Origin of the sequence: Oceaniglobus trochenteri, assembly GCF_020529025.1 — a bacterium.
Taxonomy (GTDB): Bacteria; Pseudomonadota; Alphaproteobacteria; order Rhodobacterales; family Rhodobacteraceae; genus Oceaniglobus; species Oceaniglobus trochenteri.
Genome location: NZ_JACNMM010000004.1, coordinates 202,724 through 222,365 on the forward strand (window position 1 = coordinate 202,724; position 19,642 = coordinate 222,365).

Consider the following 19,642-nt stretch of genomic DNA (forward strand, 5'->3'; position numbering starts at 1 on the left):
GATGACTTCGAACGATATCCTTCAGGTTTTGCCCGAAACGGTGCTTGCGATCTATGCCATGCTGGCGCTGCTGGGTGGTGTCTATTTCGGCAAGGACGCGCTGGCGAGGCCCATCCTCTGGCTCACCGGCGCCCTCATGGTCATCCTGGCGCTGGTCATCGCGACGGGCGGCGAGGGGACGACGCTGGCCTTCAACGGCAGTTTCATCAACGATGGCTTTGCCCGTTTCGCCAAGGTGATGATCCTCTTCTCAGCGGCCGCCGTCCTCTTGATGAGCGAAGGCTACATGGCGCGGCGCAACCTTCTGCGGTTCGAGTATCCGGTGCTGGTGGCCCTTTCGGCCATCGGCATGATGGTCATGGTCAGCGCTGCCGACCTGATCACCCTCTACATGGGGTTGGAGCTTCAGTCGCTGGCGCTTTATGTCGTCGCCTCGCTGCGTCGTGACAGTGCGAAGTCCACCGAGGCCGGCCTCAAGTACTTCGTTCTTGGCGCGCTGTCTTCCGGATTGCTGCTCTATGGTTGCTCGCTGACCTATGGCTTTGCCGGAACCACGCATTTCGCCGGGATCATCACCGCCGTCGGCACCGAACAGGCGCCGCTGGGGCTGCTGTTCGGGCTTGTCTTCATCGCCTCGGGTCTGGCCTTCAAGGTTTCGGCCGCCCCCTTCCACATGTGGACGCCGGACGTCTATGAAGGCTCGCCCACGCCGGTCACGGCCTTCTTCGCGACCGCCCCCAAGGTGGCCGCCATTGGCCTGTTTGCCCGGGTGATGCACGATGCCTTTGGCGGTGTCGTGGGCGATTGGCAGCAGATCGTCGCGCTTTTGTCGGTGCTGTCGATGTTCCTGGGGGCCATTGCGGCCATCGGTCAGACGAACATCAAGCGGCTGATGGCCTATTCCTCGATCTCGCACATGGGCTATGCGCTGATCGGCCTGGCCTCGGGCACGGCCTTCGGCGTGCAGGCGATGCTGGTCTACATGGCGATCTATGTCACCATGAACGTCGGCACCTTCGCCTTCATCCTGTCCATGGAGAAGGACGGCCAGCCGGTGACCGAGATTTCCGCCCTCAGCCAATATGCCAAGCGTGATCCGCTGAAGGCCCTCGCCGTTCTGGTGCTGATGTTCAGCCTTGCGGGTGTTCCGCCGATGCTGGGCTTTTTCGCCAAGCTGAACGTCTGGCAGGCCGGTGTCGATGCCAACCTGATCTGGCTTGTGGTGCTGTCCGCTGTCGCCTCGGCCATCGGTGCCTATTACTATCTGCGGATCGTCTTTCTGATGTACTTCGGCAAGGAAGAGGATGGATTGGATCAGGGCGGCTCGCCCGTGCTCTGGGGATTCCTGATGGTGTCGGCCGCGGCGATGGTTCTTGGGGTGATCAACCTCTTCGGTATCGAAGGTGCGGCAGCCGCAGCGGCGGCAACCCTTGTCAACTGAGGCGCCTTCGCCGGCGAACTGGCCGGAGGGATACGGCCGGATCGTGCTGGACGACGTGGACAGCACCAACGCCGAGGCGGCGCGCATCGCGCCCGACCTCGGCCATCCCACCTGGATCATGGCGCACCGCCAAAGCGCCGCACGCGGGCGCCGGGGCCGCGCCTGGGACATGCCGCGGGGCAATTTCGCGGCCACCCTGGTGATGCGCCCGGGCGGCGTGCCGGGCTGGGCGGCGCTTCGGTCGTTCCTGGCGGCCAATGCCCTGTTTGAAACGCTGGCCATGCATGTCGACCGGTCGCGTCTTTCGAACAAGTGGCCCAACGACGTGTTGCTGGACAACGGCAAGGTGGGCGGCATCCTTCTGGAAAGCGCGGGGCAGGGCGGGCAAGTGCAATGGCTGTCCATCGGGATCGGGGTGAACCTGGCGGTGGCACCGCTGGTGCGGGATGCCGCCTTCCCGCCGGTAAGCCTTGCCGAACAGGGCGGCGCAGCTGTCGCGCCCGAGGCGTTCCTCGATCAACTCGCCGGGTTCTATGCGACAGAGGAATCGATCCTTGAACAGTTGGGCTTTGCTCCGATCCGCGAAAAATGGTTGCGTCACGCCGCGCGCCTGGGCGAGGTGATCACAGCCCGCACCACCACCGAGGAACTGACCGGCCGCTTTGAAACCATCGACGAGGCGGGCCAGTTGATCCTGGAGACACCAGCGGGACGCAAGGTCGTGCCCGCCGCCGACGTGTATTTCTGAAAGGCGCATTGCCCATGCTTCTGGCCATCGATTGCGGCAATACCAACACTGTCTTCTCGATCTGGGACGGCACCCGTTTCGTGGCCACCTGGCGCACCAGCACCGAATGGCAGCGCACCGCCGATCAATACTATGTCTGGCTGTCGACCCTGATCAGCCTGCACAAGCTGGACGTGCAGATCAGCGAGGTCATCGTCAGTTCGACCGTGCCGCGCGTGGTGTTCAACCTGCGCGTCCTGTCCGACCGCTATTTCAACTGCCGTCCGCTGGTGGTGGGCAAGCCCGAGTGCCTGCTGCCCATCGACGTGCGCGTGGATCAGGGTACGGCGGTCGGCCCCGACCGGTTGGTGAACACGGTGGCGGGGCACGATCTTTACGGCGGCGATCTGATCGTCGTCGATTTCGGCACCGCGACGACATTCGATGTCGTGGCCGAGGATGGGGCCTATGTGGGCGGGGTGATCGCACCGGGCGTGAACCTGAGCCTTGAGGCGCTGCACAACGCGGCGGCCGCGCTGCCCCATGTCGATATTTCGAAACCGCAGTCCGTGGTGGGAACCAACACCGTGGCCTGCATGCAATCGGGCGTGTTCTGGGGCTATATCGGATTGGTGCGCGAAATCTGCGCGCGGATCCGGGCCGAACGCGGCCGCGAGATGAAAATCATATCAACCGGCGGGCTGGCGCCGCTGTTCCAGCAATCCGAAGCGTTGTTCGACGATTTCGCCGACAACCTGACCATACACGGCCTGACCGTGATCCATCGCTATAACAAGGAAAACAAGAGCGCATGAGCACTGAACAATTGATTTACCTGCCCCTCGGCGGCGCCGGGGAAATCGGCATGAACTGCTATGTCTACGGCTACGGCCCGGCTGGCAAGGAACGTTACATCATCGTCGATCTGGGAGTGACCTTCCCCGACATGGACGGCAGCCCCGGTGTCGATCTGATCTTCGCCGACATCGCTTGGATCGCCGAGCGGCGCGACAGGCTGGATGCCATATTTATCACCCATGCCCACGAGGACCATATCGGCGCCGTGGGCCTTCTGTGGTCCAAGCTGCAGGTGCCGGTCTATTGCCGGGCCTTCACCGCCATTCACGCCAAGCGCAAGATGGAGGAGCAGGGCCAGAACCCCGATGAGGTGAAGATCGTGTCGGCCTGGCCCGAAACGGTGCAGGCGGGGCCCTTCACGGTGGGTTTCCTGCCGATCTCGCATTCCATCCCCGAAAGCAGCGCCCTGGTCATCGACAGCCCGGAAGGCCGGGTCGTTCACACCGGCGACTTCAAGCTCGACAAGACCCCCCTGGTGGGAGAGCCCTATGACCCCGAGCTTTGGGCCGATGTCGCCAAGGACGGCGTTCGCGCGCTGGTCTGCGATTCCACCAACGTCTTTTCTGGCCATGCCGGCCGGTCCGAGGCATCGCTGGGCGACAACATCACCAAGCTGATCTCGGAACAACCGGGCATGGTGGTGGCGACAACCTTTGCGTCGAACGTCGCACGGGTGCGCACGCTGGCCGTTGCCGGTGAAAAGGCCGGGCGCTCGGTCTGCCTTCTGGGGCGGGCCATGCGGCGGATGATCGACGCTTCGGTCAATGCCGGCGTGTTGTCGGACTTCCCCTCGACCATCCCGGTCGAGGATGCCCGCGAGGTCCCGCGCGAGAACCTGATGCTGATCGTGACCGGATCGCAGGGCGAACGCCGCGCCGCCAGTGCGCAACTGGCGCGGGGCAAATACCTGGGCATGTCCATGCAAGAGGGCGATACCTTCCTCATGTCCTCGAAGATCATTCCGGGCAATGAACGCGGGGTCTATCGCATCATCAACGCCTATTCCGAAATGGGCGTTGACGTGGTGGACGACAACGACGGCATGTACCATGTGTCCGGCCATGCCAACCGGCCCGACCTGTTGGAAATGCAGAACCTCGTGAAGCCGCAGATCGTGGTGCCGATGCACGGCGAGCACCGCCACCTGCGCGAACACTGCAAGCTGACCGCCCAGCAGGGGCGCGTTTCGGTCCTGGCGCCCAACGGCACCTGCGTGTCGCTGTCGGGGAACGAACCCAAGGTCGTCGAATACGTGGAAACCGGGCGCACCTATCTTGACGGTTCGGTGCAGATCGGCGCGCTTGACGGGGTGGTGCGTGACCGCATTCGCATGGCGCTGAACGGTCATGCCATCGTCACGCTCATCATGGACGAGAACGACGATCCCCTTGGCGACCCCTGGGTCGAGATCATGGGCCTGCCGGAAACCGGACGCTCGGGCGCACCGCTGGTGGATGTTCTTGAGGCGGAGCTGTCACAGGTGCTGGGGCGGATGGCCGACAAGGTTCTGGTTGACGACGCGAAGCTGGACGAGGCGCTGCGCCGTGCCACCCGCAATGCGGCGAACGACGAAATCGGGCGCAAGCCCGAGGTCACGGTGGTTGTCTCGCGGCTCAGCTGACTATTTCGCGGGCCATGCAACCATCATGGCCCGCGCACGTTGTCCTGTCGTAATAACCGAGAGGACGATGAGATGATCAAGAAAAGCGGTTCCGCCAAATGGTCAGGTGGCTTGAAGGATGGCAAGGGCCACGTCTCGACCCAGACCGGCGTTCTGAGCGATCAGCCCTATGGCTTCAACACCCGGTTCGAGGGTGGCAAGGGCACCAACCCCGAAGAGCTGATCGGTGCGGCCCATGCCTCGTGCTATTCCATGGCGCTGAGCATGATCCTGGGCCAGCATGACCTGACCGCCGATGAGATCGCCACCAAGGCCACGGTTTCACTGGAAGAGGTGGATGGCGGTTTTGCGATCACCAAGATCCACCTTGATGTCACGGCAAAGATCCCCGGCGCGGACGAGGCGAAGTTCATGGAGGCCGCCAACGCCGCCAAGGAAGGGTGCCCCGTGTCCAAGGTTCTGAACGCCGAGATCACCATGGATGCCAAGTTGACCTGAAGCTTTCAACAGCAGGGGCCGTCACCGATGGTGGCGGCCCTTTTCGCATGGTCAGCGGCGCAGGCGCTTTCTGTACCAGCGCTGATAGGGGTATTCGGCGTATTTTGTGGCCAGCGCCGAAACGGCGACGGCAAAGGCAAGCATCCCCGCCATGGCCCAGGGGCTGCTGTAGACGTCAAAGCCCGTCGCGATGCGCACAAGGCTGCCCAGCACGGAATAGGCCAGGATATGTCCAAGGTAGAGGACATACGACGATTCCCCCCAGAGGATCACCCCCTCGGGCAGGCGGGATCTGAACCCAAGCACACCATAAACGATCATCGCCGCCGGTATCCCCGGCAGGAATTCGCGGGACAGCGGGAGGGCAAGATGCTCGGTCAGGTAGGCCAGCATCAGCGCGCTTCCGGCCAGCAGTACGGGCAGGTGGAACCGGGTCTGCCCGCGCAGGAAGACGACGGCGATGATGGCGCCGAAAAGAAACTCCATCACTGCGGAATGCAGCGGCAGAAGAAGCCAGACCGGCTTGTCCGGGACGGCATGCAGAAAGACCTGCGTGGCCATCACCCAGGCCACCATCGCCGCGAAGAAGGCGCGCGAACCGAACCTGAAATAGGTCAGCGCGAACAGCCAGTAGAACAGCAGTTCGATCGACAGCGTCCAGGCAATGGTGATGACGTGATCGGGATAGGGCCAGATCAGGTAAGACACCACCAGCCGGAAGGACGAGGGCAAGACAACCTGCCCCTGCTGCACCAGCCCCAGGGCAATGGCGGCCAGGACATAGAGCGTCAGGATCACCCAATATGGCGGAACGATCCGCCAGAACCGCGCCCGCAGAAACCTGAGCGCGGTCAGCTTTCTGCGGCCCTGCACGCTGTAATAGATGATGAAGCCGCTGATGACGAAAAAGATGTCGACGCCGGCCTCGCCATGTTTGAACAGTTCGAAAACCCCGGGCGCATATCCCGCGGCATCGGCGGCGGCCCATAGGTGGAAGGCCGCGACCATGGTGGCGGCTAGCCCGCGCAGGAACTGGATACTGTCGATCCGCGGCGTGCGCATCTGCATCGGGGGCGTCACCGGTTCAGCCCCGGGGCGCGATGCAAAAAACCTGCCGCGCGATGGCGGTAGGTTGAAACTCTGGCCGATGCCACAGGCGATCAGGGGTCGAGAGGATCACCCGGCGCGCCGTTCCTCAAAGCTCATGGCGATGAAGCTGGGCAGGTGGTCGCCCATGCCGACGACCTGCGCGTTGTTGTCCTGACGATCGTTGCCGCGATTGCGCCCGCCACGTCCACGGCTGCGCGGTTCGTCCTTCGGTGCCTCGGGCTGCTTTGCCTCGGGCTCGGGTTTGGGCTCGGGTGCCGGGGCCGGGGCGGCGACGACAGGTTCCTCGGCCTTGGGGGCAGGGGCCTTGCGCGACCGGCTGCGCGTACGCTTGGCGGGCTTTTCGCTGTTATCCTCGGCAGCGGCGGGTTCAGGTGCCGCCGTCTGGCTCAGGGGGTTGTCGAGGCGCGGCACTTCCCGTTCGATCAGACGTTCGATATCTTCGAGGTTCTTTTCGTCCGACGGCACGCAGATCATCATCGCCTTGCCGTCCCGTCCGGCCCGCCCGGTGCGCCCGATCCGGTGGACATAGTCCTCGGCGTGGCTGGGCACGTCGAAGTTGAACACATGACTGACCGCCGGAACATCAAGCCCGCGCGCCGCGACATCCGAGGCGACAAGGAAGCGCAGGTTGCCATTGCGGAACCCGTCAAGGGTGCGGGTGCGCTGCGACTGGTCAAGGTCGCCATGGATGGGGGCGGCATCATAACCGTATTTGTTCAGCGACTTGGCCACGATATCCACATCCGTCTTGCGGTTGCAGAAGATGATGGCGTTGGTGCATTTGTCGCCTTCGCCGTCGATCAGGGCGCGCAGCACGGCACGCTTTTCGCCGGCCTGCCGGTCCTTGCGGCTGGCGCGGAACATCACGACGCCCTGTTCGATGGTTTCCGAAGCCGTCGCCTGGCGCGCCACTTCCACCTTCACGGGGTTGGACAGGAAGGTGTTGGTGATCCGTTCGATCTCGGGCGCCATGGTGGCCGAGAAGAACAGCGTCTGGCGGGTGAAGGGGACAAGGCCGAAGATGCGCTCGATATCGGGGATGAACCCCATGTCGAGCATGCGGTCGGCTTCGTCCACCACCATGATCTTCACGTCGTTGAGGATCAGCTTGCCGCGTTCCTGGTGATCGAGAAGACGACCGGGCGTGGCGATCAGGACATCGACGCCCTTGTCGATCAGCACGTCCTGTTCCTTGAACGAAACGCCGCCAATCAGCAGCGCCTTGGTGAGCTTGACGTATTTCGAATAGGTGTCGAAGTTTTCGGCCACCTGCGCGGCCAGTTCGCGCGTAGGGCACAACACCAGGCTGCGCGGCATGCGCGCCTTGGCGCGCCCGCGGGCCAGCGCATGGATCATCGGCAGGGTGAAGCCCGCGGTCTTGCCGGTGCCGGTCTGGGCGATGCCCAGAACGTCGCGCCCCTGCAATGCGGCGGGGATGGCCCCCTCCTGGATCGGCGTGGGGGAATCATAGCCCGCCTCGTCGATGGCTTTCAGGATCTTGGAGTCAAGTTTCAGGTCAGAGAATTTTGTCATTCGGTTCCGAAGGTTAACGGACCGTTCCCATGGCCCGTGCGTCATTGATGCGGCGGCCCGGACGGCCGAATTTGCCCAAGGGGCACGCGCGTGGGGCCTTGGCTACTGCAAATGCGGCCTGCGGTCAACGTTACAAGGCGCAAGAGGGGTTTGGGCGGCCCATTCGGGCCGCTCCTGGCGGGTTACACCATCATCTCCTTGGTGGCGGTCAGCTTGACCTCGGGGTGGTCGCGGCCGATCCGGTCGATATCCCACTGCAGGCGGGTCAGGAACACGATGTCGCCGTCGGTGTCGTGGCCGATATGGCTTTTGTTGACGTTTACGAACTTGTCGACGGCGGCGCGGGGGCCCGAAACCCAGCGCGCGCTGGTGAACTGCGACGGTTCGAAACGCACCGGCAGACCGTATTCCAGCTCGATCCGGCTGGCCAGAACCTCGAACTGCAACTGCCCGACAACGCCCACGATGAACCCCGAGCCCAGCATCGGGCGGAACACCTTCGCGGCGCCTTCTTCAGCGAATTGCGAGAGGGCCTTGTCCAGGTGCTTGGATTTCATCGGATCGCCGGCCCGGCAGTTCTGAAGAAGCTCGGGGGCGAACGACGGGATGCCGACGGCGCGCAAGGCCTCGCCTTCGGTCAGCGTGTCGCCGATGCGCAACTGCCCGTGGTTCGGAATGCCGATGATGTCGCCGGCCCATGCCTCTTCGGCCAGTTCACGGTCCGAGGCGAGGAACAGAACCGGGTTGGTGATGGCCATGGGTTTCTTGCTGCGTACATGGGTCAGTTTCATGCCGCGATGGAAATGCCCCGAGGCAAGCCGCACGAAGGCCACCCTGTCGCGGTGCTTCGGGTCCATGTTGGCCTGCACCTTGAAGACGAAACCCGTCACTTTCGGTTCGTCGGGCGCAATCTGGCGCGGGCTGGCGCGTTGGGGCTGGGGCTGGGGGCCGAACTCTCCGATCCCGTCCATCAGCTCTTTCACGCCGAAACTGTTGATCGCGCTGCCGAACCAGATCGGCGTGAGGGTGCCGTCCAGCAGGGCCTGCTGATCGAAGGGCGGCAGAAGCTCGCGCGCCATTTCAACCTCTTCGCGCAGCTTTTCCAGAAGGTCGGCGGGCACATGTTCGGCCAGCTTGGGATCGTCCAGCCCCTTGATCGAGATCGAGGTGGCCACCCTGTTGCGGTCGGCCCGGTCCATCAGCTCCAACCGGTCATGAAGCATGTCGTAACAGCCGAGGAAATCGCGCCCCAGCCCGATGGGCCAGGAGGCGGGGGTGACGTCGATCGCCAGGTTTTCCTGGATCTCGTCGATGATTTCAAAGGTGTCGCGGCTTTCGCGGTCCATCTTGTTGCAGAATGTCAGGATCGGCAGGTCGCGCAGGCGGCAGACCTCGAACAGCTTCTGGGTCTGGCTTTCCACGCCCTTGGCGCCGTCGATGACCATCACCGCGGCATCCACCGCCGTCAGGGTGCGATAGGTATCCTCGGAAAAATCCGAGTGGCCCGGCGTGTCGACCAGGTTGAAGCGGAAGGTGCCGAAATCGAAGGACATGGCCGAGGCGGAAACCGAAATGCCGCGGTCCTTCTCCATCTGCATGAAGTCCGAGCGGGTGCGCCGCGCCTCGCCCTTGGCGCGCACCTGGCCGGCCATCTGGATGGCGCCACCATAGAGAAGGAACTTCTCGGTCAGGGTGGTCTTGCCCGCATCAGGGTGGCTGATGATGGCAAAGGTCCGGCGCCGGGCAATTTCCGGCGGCAGGGCGGGCGAATTCGAGGTGCGATCCAACATGAAGCGCATATAGCGCCGCAGGCAGGGCTGCGCAATCGGCGGCGTTTGAAACAACGGCGGCGCGCGGGGCGCGCCCCGACAAGCCCCCCAACCTTGCCGTGCGGCAAGGCCCGGGGCCCGCTGGCGCCCGTGGCCGGTGGCCCGCTAGCGGCCCGAGGCGGTGCGCAGCAATGCGATGTCGAGCGACCCGCGCTGCGGGCGCAGCAGTTCGACCCCAAGCGCGGCGGCACCCCCGGCCAGGGTGTCTTGCAGTTCGGGCGGGAGGGCAGGGCGCACGCGGGTGTCCACCATCAGGCTTTCGGCGGCGATCCCCTCGGCATAGATGATTTCGTGCCGATCGAAGAGGATCTGGAAGTAATCCACGAAACCGCCATCGGTGCGGGTGACGGTATCGTCGTTGACCAGATACTTGGCCTTCACCAGAACCTCGGCCTGGCCGGCCTTCACCCTGTCCTGACGCTGGTAGATGAACAGGCGGTGATTGGGGCTGACGATCAGGTCGTTGTCGTTGTTCAGCGTTCCGGCGGCAATGCGGATGGGCGCCATCGCCCCCGTGGCGCGCAGCGTCTGGTGGCCGATCCAGCGCACCTTCTGCGCCCCGTGATCGCGGGTAAGGACATTGTCGCCCTCGTTCAGGTCTTCGATGGGCACCTGCCGGCCCGAGGCCAGGGTGATATGGGTGCCCCGGGTGAACGACACACAGGCCGTCTGGGCAAAGCGCGCCAAGGCCGCGTCGCGGTCGACGGCGACGAGGGAATAGCCCAGCTTCTGTTTCAGCCGCGCCAGGGGGAACAGGTAGATTTCCGCGATGGTCGCGCGGTCGGCGTTCAGTTCGACCAGGATCAGCGCCTCAAGCGTGGTGCCATCGGGCGTCATGAAGGTGGCAAGGCTGTCGAGATGCAGGGGCGCGCCCACAGCGCCGCATTCGGTATCGGGCGCGATTTCCATGCGCCCCGGTGTCGCTGTCACACGCAGCGCCAGACGGTGGCGGGGCGCGCGCGGCGTCAGCATGTAGACATCGCCCAGGTTCAGATCGCCGGCATGGCCCATGGCATCGCCCAGGTTTGCCCCGTCGATGGCGCGAAAGGCACCGCTGCGAAAGACCGTCACGCTGTGCGCCGGTTCCGCCCTGATCTGACCTGTTTCCTGCATGTGCAGCCCACCATGTTTGAACGCGGCTGCCGCGAGGCTTCTCTTCAACGCCCGACGACACCCCACCGCCATAGCATTTGCCAAGTTAAGAACCCCTTTGCCCCGGGTCAACCGAAGCCGGGAAACCGGGTGCCTTTCCTGCCCGATTGTCGCGGAATGTTGAACGGTTTCGCCGCCTTGGCCGCTTTGGCCACATCGGCGGGCGAATCGTGGCCTTTCACCCGGCATCCCGCGATGCTAGATCGAAGGTCAAAGCTTAAACGTGGGAGAAACGTGATGGATCTGGGAATTTCGGGCAAGCGGGCGATCGTGACGGCATCCTCCAAGGGGCTGGGGCTTGGATGTGCCCGCGCCCTGGCCGAGGCTGGCGTGCACCTGGTGATGAACGCCCGGGGCGGGGATGCCCTGGAAGAGGCCGCCAAGGCGATCCGCGCCGATTTCGGGGTCGAGGTCACCACCGTGGCGGGCGACATCACCGAAGAGGCGCAGCGTGACGAGATCATGCAGGCCATTCGCGCCCAGGGTGGTGCCGACATCCTTGTGACCAATGCGGGCGGCCCGCCCCCGGGCATGTGGACCGATTGGGAACGCGACGATTTCATCAAGGCGCTGGACGCCAACATGCTGACCCCCATCGCGCTGATGAAGGCGCATCTGCCGGGCATGATGGACAAGGGCTGGGGCCGGGTGGTGAACATCACCTCGATGTCGGTGAAGGCGCCCAACCCGGTGCTGGGGCTTTCAAACTCGGCCCGTACCGGTCTGACCGGCTATGTCGCGGGCACCTCGCGGCAGGTGGCACCCCATGGCGTGACGATCAACAACCTGCTGCCGGGCATCCACGCCACCGACCGTGCCGTCTCGCTGGACCAGGGCGCCGCGAAGGCCCAGGGCGTGACCCCGGACGAGGCCAAGACCCAGCGCGCCGCGGGCATCCCCGCGCGCCGCTATGGCACGGCCGAGGAATTCGGCCAGACCTGCGCCTTCATGTGCAGCGTCCATGCCGGCTACATGGTGGGGCAGAACATCCTGCTGGATGGCGGCGCCGTCACCTCGACCATGTAGGCGTGGCGGGGTTGATCGCGCCGTTGCGCGCTGTTACCTGCGGGCAAGCCCGACAAGATCGCTCGGGTATGACATGAGGCCCCGGTGAAACAGACCGCCCCCCGCCTGCGTATCGAGAACATCACCCGCCGCTTCGGCGGCCGGGTGGTGGTGGACGATGTCACGCTAGACGTGATGCCGGGGCAGGTGACCTGCCTTCTTGGCCCCTCGGGCTGTGGCAAATCCACGACCCTGCGGATCATCGCCGGGGTGGACGAGCAGGATTCCGGCAAGATCTGGGTCGATGGCAAGCTGATGTGCGACACCATCACCCGCGTCCCGCCCGAGGGCCGGTCGATCGGGCTGATGTTCCAGGATTTCGCGCTGTTTCCCCATCTTTCGGTCGCCGACAATGTGGCCTTCGGCCTGCGCGGTGGGCGGGCCGACAAGCGGCGGCGCGTCGAGGAACTTCTCGAACGGGTCGCTCTGGGGCGCTATATCGACGTTTTCCCGCACGAGCTTTCGGGGGGTGAGCAACAGCGCGTCGCCCTGGCGCGCGCCCTGGCCCCGCGCCCCAAGATCATGCTGATGGACGAACCCTTTTCGGGGCTGGACAACCGGTTGCGCGATGGCATCCGCGACGAAACCCTGTCGATCCTGAAAGAGGAAGGCACGGCGGTTCTGCTGGTGACCCACGAACCCGAGGAAGCCATGCGCATGGCCGACGAGATCGCGCTGATGCGCCGGGGCAGGGTGGTGCAGCGCGGCGCGCCCTACAACATCTACAATGCCCCCGCCGACCAGGAGGCTGCCGCGTTTTTCAGCGATATCAACGTGATCCGGGGCAAGGTGCGCGGCGCGCTGACCGAAACCGCCTTTGGCCAGTTCCTGGCGCCGGGGGTGCCGGACGATACTGATGTCGATATCGTCATCCGCCCGCAGCATGTGCGCATGGATTTCGACCGTGCCGGGCGCGGCCCGCTGCCCACGCCGTCCGACGGCACACCGGCCCGCGCGGTGGTAGAGCGGGCGCGCTTCATCGGCAAGGAAAGCCTGGTCGAATTCCGTCTGGATTTCGACGGCTCGACCATGACTGCCACCGTGCCATCGGTGTTCCTGCCCAAGGTCGGCACACCCCTGTGGCTGATGATCCGACGCGACCGCTGCTTTGTGTTTCCGCACCGCCAGGGCGTTGCGGCTGTTCCGGCAGATGGCCCGAAATCCGCGCGCTCAGACGGTGCGCGGGATGGCGGCGAACCGACGTAGAACGGGAAAAACCGCCAGGATCAGCCCGGCTTGGGCCGATTGAGATAGTCGATCAGGGTCTTGCCCTGCTCCTCGACGAAGAGTTCGGGCAAGACCTTGAGAGTGGTAATCCTGTCCACCCGCAACACCCTGAAATCATTTCGCAATTCGCACCAGCAGGTGACGGTCCAGACGCGCCCCCAGTATTCCATCTGAAGCGGGCGAAGGGAACGTTGCGTTTCGTTGCCCGCAAGATCGGTGTATGTCACCGACAGCTTTTGGCGCGCCCGGATCGCAGCGCGGATCCGCGGCATATGGGCAAAGCCATGGGCGGCATCGGCAAAGGGATAGACGGCAAATCCCCAGCCTCGGGGCGGTGCGCTGCGGTCTTCGGGCAGCACCGCGTCGATCTTGGCCGAAAGGCTGGCGGCGGCCTTTTGCAGTTCCGGGTCCGCCGCCTCGCCCACCACGGCCATGCCCAGGTGGAAGGCCTCAAGCTCGGTCAGGGTCAGGTTCAGGGGGGGCAGGGTGATGGGCGCCGTCATCTGATAACCAAGCCCGCGCTCGCCCTGCACCGGCACGCCCGAGGCCATCAGTGTTTCCATGTCGCGGTAAACGGTGCGCACCGACACTTCCAGACGGTCGGCCATGCCCTGCGCGCGATGCAGTCGCCCGTCGCGCAGGATCTGGATCAGTTCGAACAGGCGGTCGGTGCGGCGCATGGCGTCACAGTCGGCCCGTCCGGGGCCATGGTCAAGCCTCGGCGCCCATGTGCAGCGTCGCGTGGCGCATGTCCACCGACGCGTCGTCGATGTCGGCACCGAAGGCCGCGAAACCGGGGATGTCGCCCAGCGATTGCGCGGCGGCCCGGGCATCGGCCAGGCTGGCCCATTCGATGTGGTCGGTCCAAAGGCCAGTATCGTCACAGCTAAGCTGGCGACGGCGGAACCCGGCCCGCGCCGCCACGCCGTCACGGGTGCCCATGGCATGTTGCAGGTGCTGCGCGGGGTCGACCCCCGGCTTCAGGCGGTAGGTGACGATCTCGATCGCGGTGGGGGTGGTCATGAAGCTTCCTTTCGTTGAGTGATTCGCTTTCGCTCCCCCTCGCTATCACCCCTCAACTGACACAAACCTGTCAGTTGACAATCGGCTGTCGCAAAACATCCCGTTTTGCCTGTCCGCGCCGTGCGAAATGGCCGGTTCGCGCTTTCACTCGACCGGCTGCTGGCCTACATATGACCGGTGATTTCCGCCCGGTCCCGGGCGCGCTAAGGGAGAGACCCCATGTTGAACAATATCGGCCTGCCCGGCCTGCTTCTGATCGCCGTCGTCGTTCTGGTCCTCTTCGGACGGGGCAAGATTTCGTCGCTGATGGGCGAGGTCGGCAAGGGCATCACCGCCTTCAAGCGCGGCGTCAGCGATGGCACCAAGGAACTGGACGACGTCGCCGATGCGGAAAAGGCCGACAAGGCCGAGGATCGCCGCGTCGCGCCCCCCGCCCAGGGCGATGCGCCCCTTTCGGGTCAGGCGACCCGGGTGGACGGCGACACGACCGCGGACAAGGACAAGGTTTGAACCGAGCCTGAGAGGCACACGCCATGTTCGATATCGGCTGGACAGAACTTCTTGTGATCGGCGTCGTTGCGCTGATCGTGGTGGGCCCCAAGGACCTGCCCGGGATGTTCCGCACCCTGGGGCGGTTCACCGCCAAGATGAAGGGTATGGCGCGGGAGTTTCAGCGCGCCATGGACGATGCCGCCAATGAATCGGGCGTCAAGGACGTGGCGAAGGACCTGCGCAACGTGACCTCGAACAAGAGCCTCGGGCTCGACAAGCTGAACAGCGCCGCCGACCGGTTCGAGAAATGGCAACCGGGCGCCGGCACCAAGGGGCCGAAGACAGGCGATGTCGCCAAGGCCGAAAGCGAAACCGCGAAACTGGCCGAAAAGCGCGCCGCCGAAAGCGCGGCACTGCGCGAAACCGCCGCCGCCCGCGCGGCCGCTGCCGAAACGGCACCGGAAACCCCGATGCCCGCACCGGACACCGACCCCGAGAACAAGTCATGACCGACCGTGACGAGCTGGAAGACACCGGCGCCCCCCTGATCGAACACCTGGCCGAGCTGCGCACGCGGCTGATCCGCGCGGTGATTGCCTTCATCATCGGCATCGTGCTGGCCTTCGTCGTGGCCGAGCCGATCCTGCAATTCCTGCTTTACCCGATTGAGGCCACCCTGCGCGAGCTGGGCGATCCCTCGCCGACGCTGCAGTACACCTCGCCGCAGGAATACCTCTTTACGCTGTTCCGCATCTCGATGGTCTTCGGCTTCGCGCTGGCCTTTCCGGTGATCGGCCACCAGCTTTGGCGCTTCGTGGCGCCGGGGCTGTACCGCACCGAAAAGAACGCCTTCCTGCCCTTCCTCATCGCCTCGCCGCTGATGTTCCTGCTGGGCGCGTCCTTTGCACAGTTCGTCGTCACGCCGTTGGCGATGCAGTTCTTCCTCGGGTTCGCCGACATCACCTCGATCTTCGCGGGGCTGCTGAAATCCGCCACGGGCGCCCTCCCGGCGGATACCGCCGTCGTGCCCACCACCAGCGATGGCGTGCGCATCACCTTCTTCGGCAAGGTCAACGAATCCCTCGATATCACGCTGAAATTCATCATCGCCTTCGGGCTCTGCTTTCAGCTTCCGGTTCTGCTGACGCTGATGGGCAAGGCGGGGCTGGTGTCGGCCAAGGGGCTGGGTGATGTGCGCAAATACGCCGTGGTGGGCATTCTGCTGCTGGCCGCGCTGGTCACGCCCCCCGACGTGGTGACACAGCTGATCCTCTTCGTGGTGGTCTATGGCCTTTACGAAATCTCGATCCAGCTGGTGAAACGGGTCGAGAAGAAACGCACCGAACAGCTGCGTGCCGAAGGCATCCTGGACGACGACGAGGAGCTTTGGGACGAGGAACACCACGAGGACGAGCCGAAAGCATGACCACCGATCCGATGGAACGTATCGCCGCCGCCCTGGAGCGCATGTCGCCGCCGCCCCTTCAGGCGCCGGATTTCGACGGGGCCGATGCCTTCGTCTGGCATGTTTCGCCTGACCGCCTGGTGCCCGTGGCGCGGGTGAACCGGGTCGATCTGTCCCTGCTGATCGGGGTCGACCGGTCGCGCGATACCCTGCTTGAGAACACGATGCAGTTTGCGCGGGGCCTGCCGGCCAACAACGCCCTGCTCTGGGGCGCGCGGGGGATGGGAAAATCCAGCCTGGTCAAGGCGATCCACGCCGAAGTGATCGCGCGGGGCCATCCGCTCAAGATCGTCGAGGTCCAGCGCGAGGATCTCCCATCGATCGCGCGCCTGCTGAACCTGCTGCGCGCCTCGGCCCATCGCTTCGTGCTGTTCTGCGACGACCTGTCGTTTTCCCACGACGACCAGCATTACAAATCGCTCAAGGCGGTGTTGGACGGCGGCATCGAAGGGCGGCCCGACAACGTGGTCTTCTATGCCACCTCGAACCGCCGCCACCTGATGCCTCGCGACATGATCGAGAACGAACGCTCCAGCGCGATTTCCCCCTCCGAGGCGGTCGAGGAAAAGGTCTCGCTGTCGGATCGTTTCGGGCTGTGGCTGGGCTTCCACCCCTGCACGCAGGACGAATACCTCGCGATGATCGAAGGCTATTGCGCTGCCCACGGCGTCACGATCGACGCCGACACCCTGCGTGCCGAAGCGATCGAATGGCAGGCCACGCGCGGCGGGCGTTCGGGCCGGGTGGCCTGGCAGTATTTCACCGACCTCGCGGGGCGCAAGGGGGTTGGCATCGCCTGAGCGCTGCTGCGCCGCGCCCCCTCTCTTTCTTGCTGAAAATACTCATTCCCCGGCCCGCAAACCCGCGTTACCGCGGAATGTCGAAGCCCGGGGGCGCCAGTTCGAAACCCTCGAAGGTGAAACCGGGGGACACGGTGCAGCCGACCAAGGTCCAATCCCCCTGCGACCGTGCCGCCTGCCAATGCCCCGCCGGAACGATAAGCTGCGGCAGCGCCCCGGCGGCCAGGTCCGGGCCCAGCACATGGTCCTCTGCCGGTCCGGTCTTGTCGGCGGCCATGCTCAGGGTCAGGGGCGCGCCGGCGTGAAAGTGCCAGATCTCGGTCGCGTCCACCCGGTGCCAATGGCTGGTCTCGCCAGCCTTGAGCAGGAAATAGATGCAGGTGCCCGAGGGGCGCGGCGTTTCGCTGCCCTCCCAGGTCTGGCGATACCAGCCGCCTTCGGGGTGGGGGGCCAGGTTCAGCCTTTCGATGATCTCGTCGGAGCTCAGGCGCACTTCATTGCTCCAGCTCGGCTTCGACCGCTGTAACGATGGCCCGGCCCAGCGGATCGGCTCCCGACCCGAAGGTCGCCACCACCTTGCCGTCGCGGGCAATCAGGATCTTGTTGAAGTTCCAGGCGGGGCTGAAGCCTTCGGTCTCGGCCACCCAGGCATAGAAGGGATGGGCCGCATCGCCGCGCACCGGTGTAATGTCGGTCATCGGCAGTGTGAGGTCGAAGTTGACGGCGCAGAATTCCTTTACCTCGGCCGCCGAACCCAGTTCCTGCGCGAAATCGTCCGAGGGCACCGCCAGAACCACCAGCCCCGCGGCGCGGTACCTGTCCCAAAGCGCCTGCAAACCATCGTACTGCCGGGTATAGGCGCAGCGCGACGCCGTGTTGACCACCAGCACCGGCTGCCCGCGATAATCGGCCAGCGACAGGGTGCCGCCGTCGATGTTGGTGAAGGGGGCGTCGCGCGATGGGGATGCGGCCATTGCCGGGGTGGCCAGCAGCATCAGCGACAGGGCAAGGATCGGTTTCATCGTCGGCTCCCACGGGGTTTGCACACCACGAAAGAGCGCGCGATCACCTGCCGTCAAGGGGCAGGGTGGCGGGGCGGTGCGCCGATTGCGTCACCGCCAGGATGGTATGGCCCACAACGGTGCCGGCCGCCTTGACCGGCACCTTGACCACGGCACAGCCCGCAAGCCCCGCAAGGACAAGCGTGATCATCGCAAGGCGTGCTGTGGTCGGGAATGTCATACGTCCTTGTCCTCGTCGCTGCCGATGGCCTTCTTGGCGATATACTTGGTGCCACCATACACGTCCTTGCCGACGCCGACAGCCGTGTTGCAGGCGGACAGGCCGAAAAGGCCCACGAGAAGGATCAGACCAGTCTTTTTCATCGAATTGTACCTCTCTATCGGTCCCACGACATCTTGCCGCCGGTAGGCGTATCTGTGAACGCCCGCCATGAACGACAAGGGGCGGCCCCGCCGGAACCGCCCCTTGAAACACTTCGTGATACCGGGTGTCAGCGCAGGATGGATTTGCCCGCGTAGACGGCGGTTTCGCCCAGCATTTCCTCTATACGGATCAACTGGTTATACTTGGCCAGCCGGTCCGAGCGGGCAAGCGAGCCGGTCTTGATCTGACCGCAGTTCGTTGCAACGGCGAGATCGGCAATCGTCGCATCCTCGGTTTCGCCCGAGCGGTGGGACATCACGTTGGTGTAACGCGCGCGGTGGGCCATCTCGACGGCGCGCAGGGTTTCCGAAAGGGTGCCGATCTGGTTCACCTTCACCAGCATCGAGTTGGCACAGCCCCGCTTGATGCCATCGGCCAGACGCACCGGGTTGGTGACGAACAGGTCGTCGCCCACAAGCTGAACCTTGCCGCCCAGTTCGTCGGTCAGCATCTTCCAGCCGTCCCAGTCATCCTCGGACATGCCGTCCTCGATGGACAGGATCGGATAGTCGGCCACCAGCTTGGCCAGGTAGGCGACGTTCTCTTCCGAGGACAGCGAGGCGTTCTCGCCCTTCATCTCGTATTTGCCGTTCTTGTAATATTCGGTCGCGGCGCAATCCATGGCCAGCATGATGTCGTCGCCAGGCGTGTAGCCCGCCTTTTCAATCGACTTCAGAATGAAATCCAGCGCGTCACGGGTGCTGGAAATGTTGGGGGCAAAGCCGCCTTCGTCACCGATGCCGGTGGACAGGCCCGCCGCCGTCAGTTCCTTTTTCAGCGTGTGGAACACCTCGGACCCCATGCGCACGGCTTCGCGGATGTTGTCCGCGGCCACCGGCATGATCATGAATTCCTGGATGTCGATGGGGTTGTCGGCATGTTCGCCGCCGTTGATGATGTTCATCATCGGCACCGGCAGGGTGCGCGCGGCGGTGCCGCCGACATAGCGGAACAGGGGCTGGGCGCTGTAATCGGCAGCAGCCTTGGCCGCGGCCAGCGACACACCCAGGATGGCGTTGGCGCCCAGGCGGCCCTTGTTGTCGGTGCCGTCCATTTCGATCATCGTGGCGTCGATGGCTTCCTGTTCGGTGGCGTCGAAACCCACCAGCCCCTCGGCCAGTTCGCCGTTCACGGCCGCCACGGCCTCCAGCACGCCCTTGCCCATGTAGCGGGCCTTGTCGCCGTCGCGCTTTTCCACCGCCTCGTGGGCGCCGGTGCTGGCACCCGAGGGAACGGCGGCGCGGCCCATGGTGCCGTCTTCCAGGATCACGTCGACTTCGACCGTCGGGTTGCCCCGGCTGTCCAGGATTTCGCGGCCGATGATGTCGATGATGGTACTCATGAAAATGGGCTCC

The 19,642-nt window shown here is 64.6% G+C and carries 22 protein-coding genes; 11 read left to right on the top strand and 11 right to left on the bottom strand.

Features of this window, described 5'->3' with window-relative positions:
* Position 1: 1 nt before the first annotated feature.
* The 5 genes from nuoN to H7828_RS08375 all read left to right on the top strand — a co-directional run bounded on the left by nuoN (position 2) and on the right by H7828_RS08375 (position 5,145).
* Entirely contained in the window at positions 2 to 1,441 is a 1,440-nt protein-coding gene (nuoN, locus tag H7828_RS08355; protein ID WP_226780563.1) for an NADH-quinone oxidoreductase subunit NuoN, read from the top strand.
* A 43-nt stretch (positions 1,442 to 1,484) separates the two neighbouring features.
* On the top strand, positions 1,485 to 2,189 hold the full coding sequence (locus H7828_RS08360; RefSeq protein ID WP_342592290.1) for a biotin--[acetyl-CoA-carboxylase] ligase: 705 nt from the start codon (positions 1,485 to 1,487) through the stop codon (positions 2,187 to 2,189).
* Between the two features lie 14 nt (positions 2,190 to 2,203).
* Positions 2,204 to 2,983 (top strand): type III pantothenate kinase, encoded by a 780-nt coding sequence (locus H7828_RS08365; RefSeq protein ID WP_226780565.1) that lies wholly within the window; start codon positions 2,204 to 2,206, stop codon positions 2,981 to 2,983.
* Positions 2,980 to 4,647: a ribonuclease J gene (locus tag H7828_RS08370; RefSeq protein WP_226780566.1), complete on the top strand. Its 1,668-nt coding sequence runs from the start codon at positions 2,980 to 2,982 to the stop codon at positions 4,645 to 4,647. Before H7828_RS08365 ends, H7828_RS08370 begins: the two co-directional genes overlap by 4 nt.
* A gap of 72 nt (positions 4,648 to 4,719) precedes the next feature.
* The gene (locus H7828_RS08375) at positions 4,720 to 5,145 is read left to right on the top strand and encodes an OsmC family protein (protein ID WP_226780567.1); all 426 of its coding nucleotides are present in this window, start codon (positions 4,720 to 4,722) and stop codon (positions 5,143 to 5,145) included.
* 51 nt (positions 5,146 to 5,196) lie between these two features.
* On the opposite strand, the gene H7828_RS08380 is transcribed toward H7828_RS08375, so the two are convergent.
* The 4 genes from H7828_RS08380 to H7828_RS08395 form a co-directional block, all read right to left on the bottom strand.
* Positions 5,197 to 6,225 (bottom strand): acyltransferase family protein, encoded by a 1,029-nt coding sequence (locus tag H7828_RS08380; protein WP_226780568.1) that lies wholly within the window; start codon positions 6,223 to 6,225, stop codon positions 5,197 to 5,199.
* 96 nt (positions 6,226 to 6,321) lie between these two features.
* Positions 6,322 to 7,788, bottom strand: a complete 1,467-nt coding sequence (locus H7828_RS08385) for a DEAD/DEAH box helicase (protein WP_226780569.1) — start codon at positions 7,786 to 7,788, stop codon at positions 6,322 to 6,324.
* Positions 7,789 to 7,970: 182 nt separating this feature from the next.
* Complete coding sequence (locus H7828_RS08390; protein ID WP_226780570.1) at positions 7,971 to 9,578, bottom strand: peptide chain release factor 3; 1,608 nt, start codon at positions 9,576 to 9,578, stop codon at positions 7,971 to 7,973.
* Positions 9,579 to 9,722: 144 nt separating this feature from the next.
* The gene (locus tag H7828_RS08395; RefSeq protein ID WP_226780571.1) at positions 9,723 to 10,730 is read right to left on the bottom strand and encodes a Hint domain-containing protein; all 1,008 of its coding nucleotides are present in this window, start codon (positions 10,728 to 10,730) and stop codon (positions 9,723 to 9,725) included.
* A gap of 276 nt (positions 10,731 to 11,006) precedes the next feature.
* Between H7828_RS08395 and H7828_RS08400 the strand changes: the two genes are divergently transcribed.
* The gene (locus tag H7828_RS08400) at positions 11,007 to 11,795 is read left to right on the top strand and encodes an SDR family oxidoreductase (protein ID WP_226780572.1); all 789 of its coding nucleotides are present in this window, start codon (positions 11,007 to 11,009) and stop codon (positions 11,793 to 11,795) included.
* Positions 11,796 to 11,879: 84 nt separating this feature from the next.
* Positions 11,880 to 13,040 (top strand): ABC transporter ATP-binding protein, encoded by a 1,161-nt coding sequence (locus H7828_RS08405; protein WP_226780573.1) that lies wholly within the window; start codon positions 11,880 to 11,882, stop codon positions 13,038 to 13,040.
* A gap of 20 nt (positions 13,041 to 13,060) precedes the next feature.
* Here H7828_RS08405 and H7828_RS08410 read toward each other — a convergent pair whose 3' ends face one another.
* Entirely contained in the window at positions 13,061 to 13,741 is a 681-nt protein-coding gene (locus H7828_RS08410) for a helix-turn-helix transcriptional regulator (RefSeq protein WP_226780574.1), read from the bottom strand.
* Positions 13,742 to 13,772: 31 nt separating this feature from the next.
* Positions 13,773 to 14,084: a hypothetical protein gene (locus H7828_RS08415; RefSeq protein WP_226780575.1), complete on the bottom strand. Its 312-nt coding sequence runs from the start codon at positions 14,082 to 14,084 to the stop codon at positions 13,773 to 13,775.
* Positions 14,085 to 14,303: 219 nt separating this feature from the next.
* On the opposite strand from H7828_RS08415, the gene H7828_RS08420 reads away from it, so the two are divergent.
* The 4 genes from H7828_RS08420 to H7828_RS08435 are packed head-to-tail and all read left to right on the top strand — an operon-like array spanning position 14,304 to position 16,841.
* Positions 14,304 to 14,594: a twin-arginine translocase TatA/TatE family subunit gene (locus tag H7828_RS08420; protein WP_226780576.1), complete on the top strand. Its 291-nt coding sequence runs from the start codon at positions 14,304 to 14,306 to the stop codon at positions 14,592 to 14,594.
* A gap of 23 nt (positions 14,595 to 14,617) precedes the next feature.
* Positions 14,618 to 15,085, top strand: coding sequence for a Sec-independent protein translocase protein TatB (gene tatB / locus H7828_RS08425; RefSeq protein ID WP_226780577.1), 468 nt, complete (start codon positions 14,618 to 14,620; stop codon positions 15,083 to 15,085).
* A complete protein-coding gene (tatC, locus tag H7828_RS08430) occupies positions 15,082 to 16,002 on the top strand; it encodes a twin-arginine translocase subunit TatC (RefSeq protein WP_226780578.1) in 921 nt (306 codons plus the stop codon). Before tatB ends, tatC begins: the two co-directional genes overlap by 4 nt.
* A complete protein-coding gene (locus tag H7828_RS08435) occupies positions 15,999 to 16,841 on the top strand; it encodes an ATP-binding protein (RefSeq protein ID WP_226780579.1) in 843 nt (280 codons plus the stop codon). Before tatC ends, H7828_RS08435 begins: the two co-directional genes overlap by 4 nt.
* Before the next feature lie 67 nt (positions 16,842 to 16,908).
* On the opposite strand, the gene H7828_RS08440 is transcribed toward H7828_RS08435, so the two are convergent.
* The 5 genes from H7828_RS08440 to eno form a co-directional block, all read right to left on the bottom strand.
* Positions 16,909 to 17,328 (bottom strand): cupin domain-containing protein, encoded by a 420-nt coding sequence (locus H7828_RS08440; RefSeq protein ID WP_226780777.1) that lies wholly within the window; start codon positions 17,326 to 17,328, stop codon positions 16,909 to 16,911.
* 7 nt (positions 17,329 to 17,335) lie between these two features.
* Positions 17,336 to 17,863 carry a glutathione peroxidase gene (locus H7828_RS08445; protein WP_226780580.1) on the bottom strand — a complete coding sequence of 176 codons (528 nt, stop codon included), beginning with the start codon at positions 17,861 to 17,863 and terminating at the stop codon, positions 17,336 to 17,338.
* A 43-nt stretch (positions 17,864 to 17,906) separates the two neighbouring features.
* Positions 17,907 to 18,083 carry a hypothetical protein gene (locus H7828_RS08450; protein ID WP_226780581.1) on the bottom strand — a complete coding sequence of 59 codons (177 nt, stop codon included), beginning with the start codon at positions 18,081 to 18,083 and terminating at the stop codon, positions 17,907 to 17,909.
* Complete coding sequence (locus H7828_RS08455; RefSeq protein WP_226780582.1) at positions 18,080 to 18,226, bottom strand: hypothetical protein; 147 nt, start codon at positions 18,224 to 18,226, stop codon at positions 18,080 to 18,082. Before H7828_RS08455 ends, H7828_RS08450 begins: the two co-directional genes overlap by 4 nt.
* Before the next feature lie 128 nt (positions 18,227 to 18,354).
* Positions 18,355 to 19,629, bottom strand: coding sequence for a phosphopyruvate hydratase (eno, locus tag H7828_RS08460; RefSeq protein WP_226780583.1), 1,275 nt, complete (start codon positions 19,627 to 19,629; stop codon positions 18,355 to 18,357).
* Between the last annotated feature and the right edge of the window lie 13 nt (positions 19,630 to 19,642).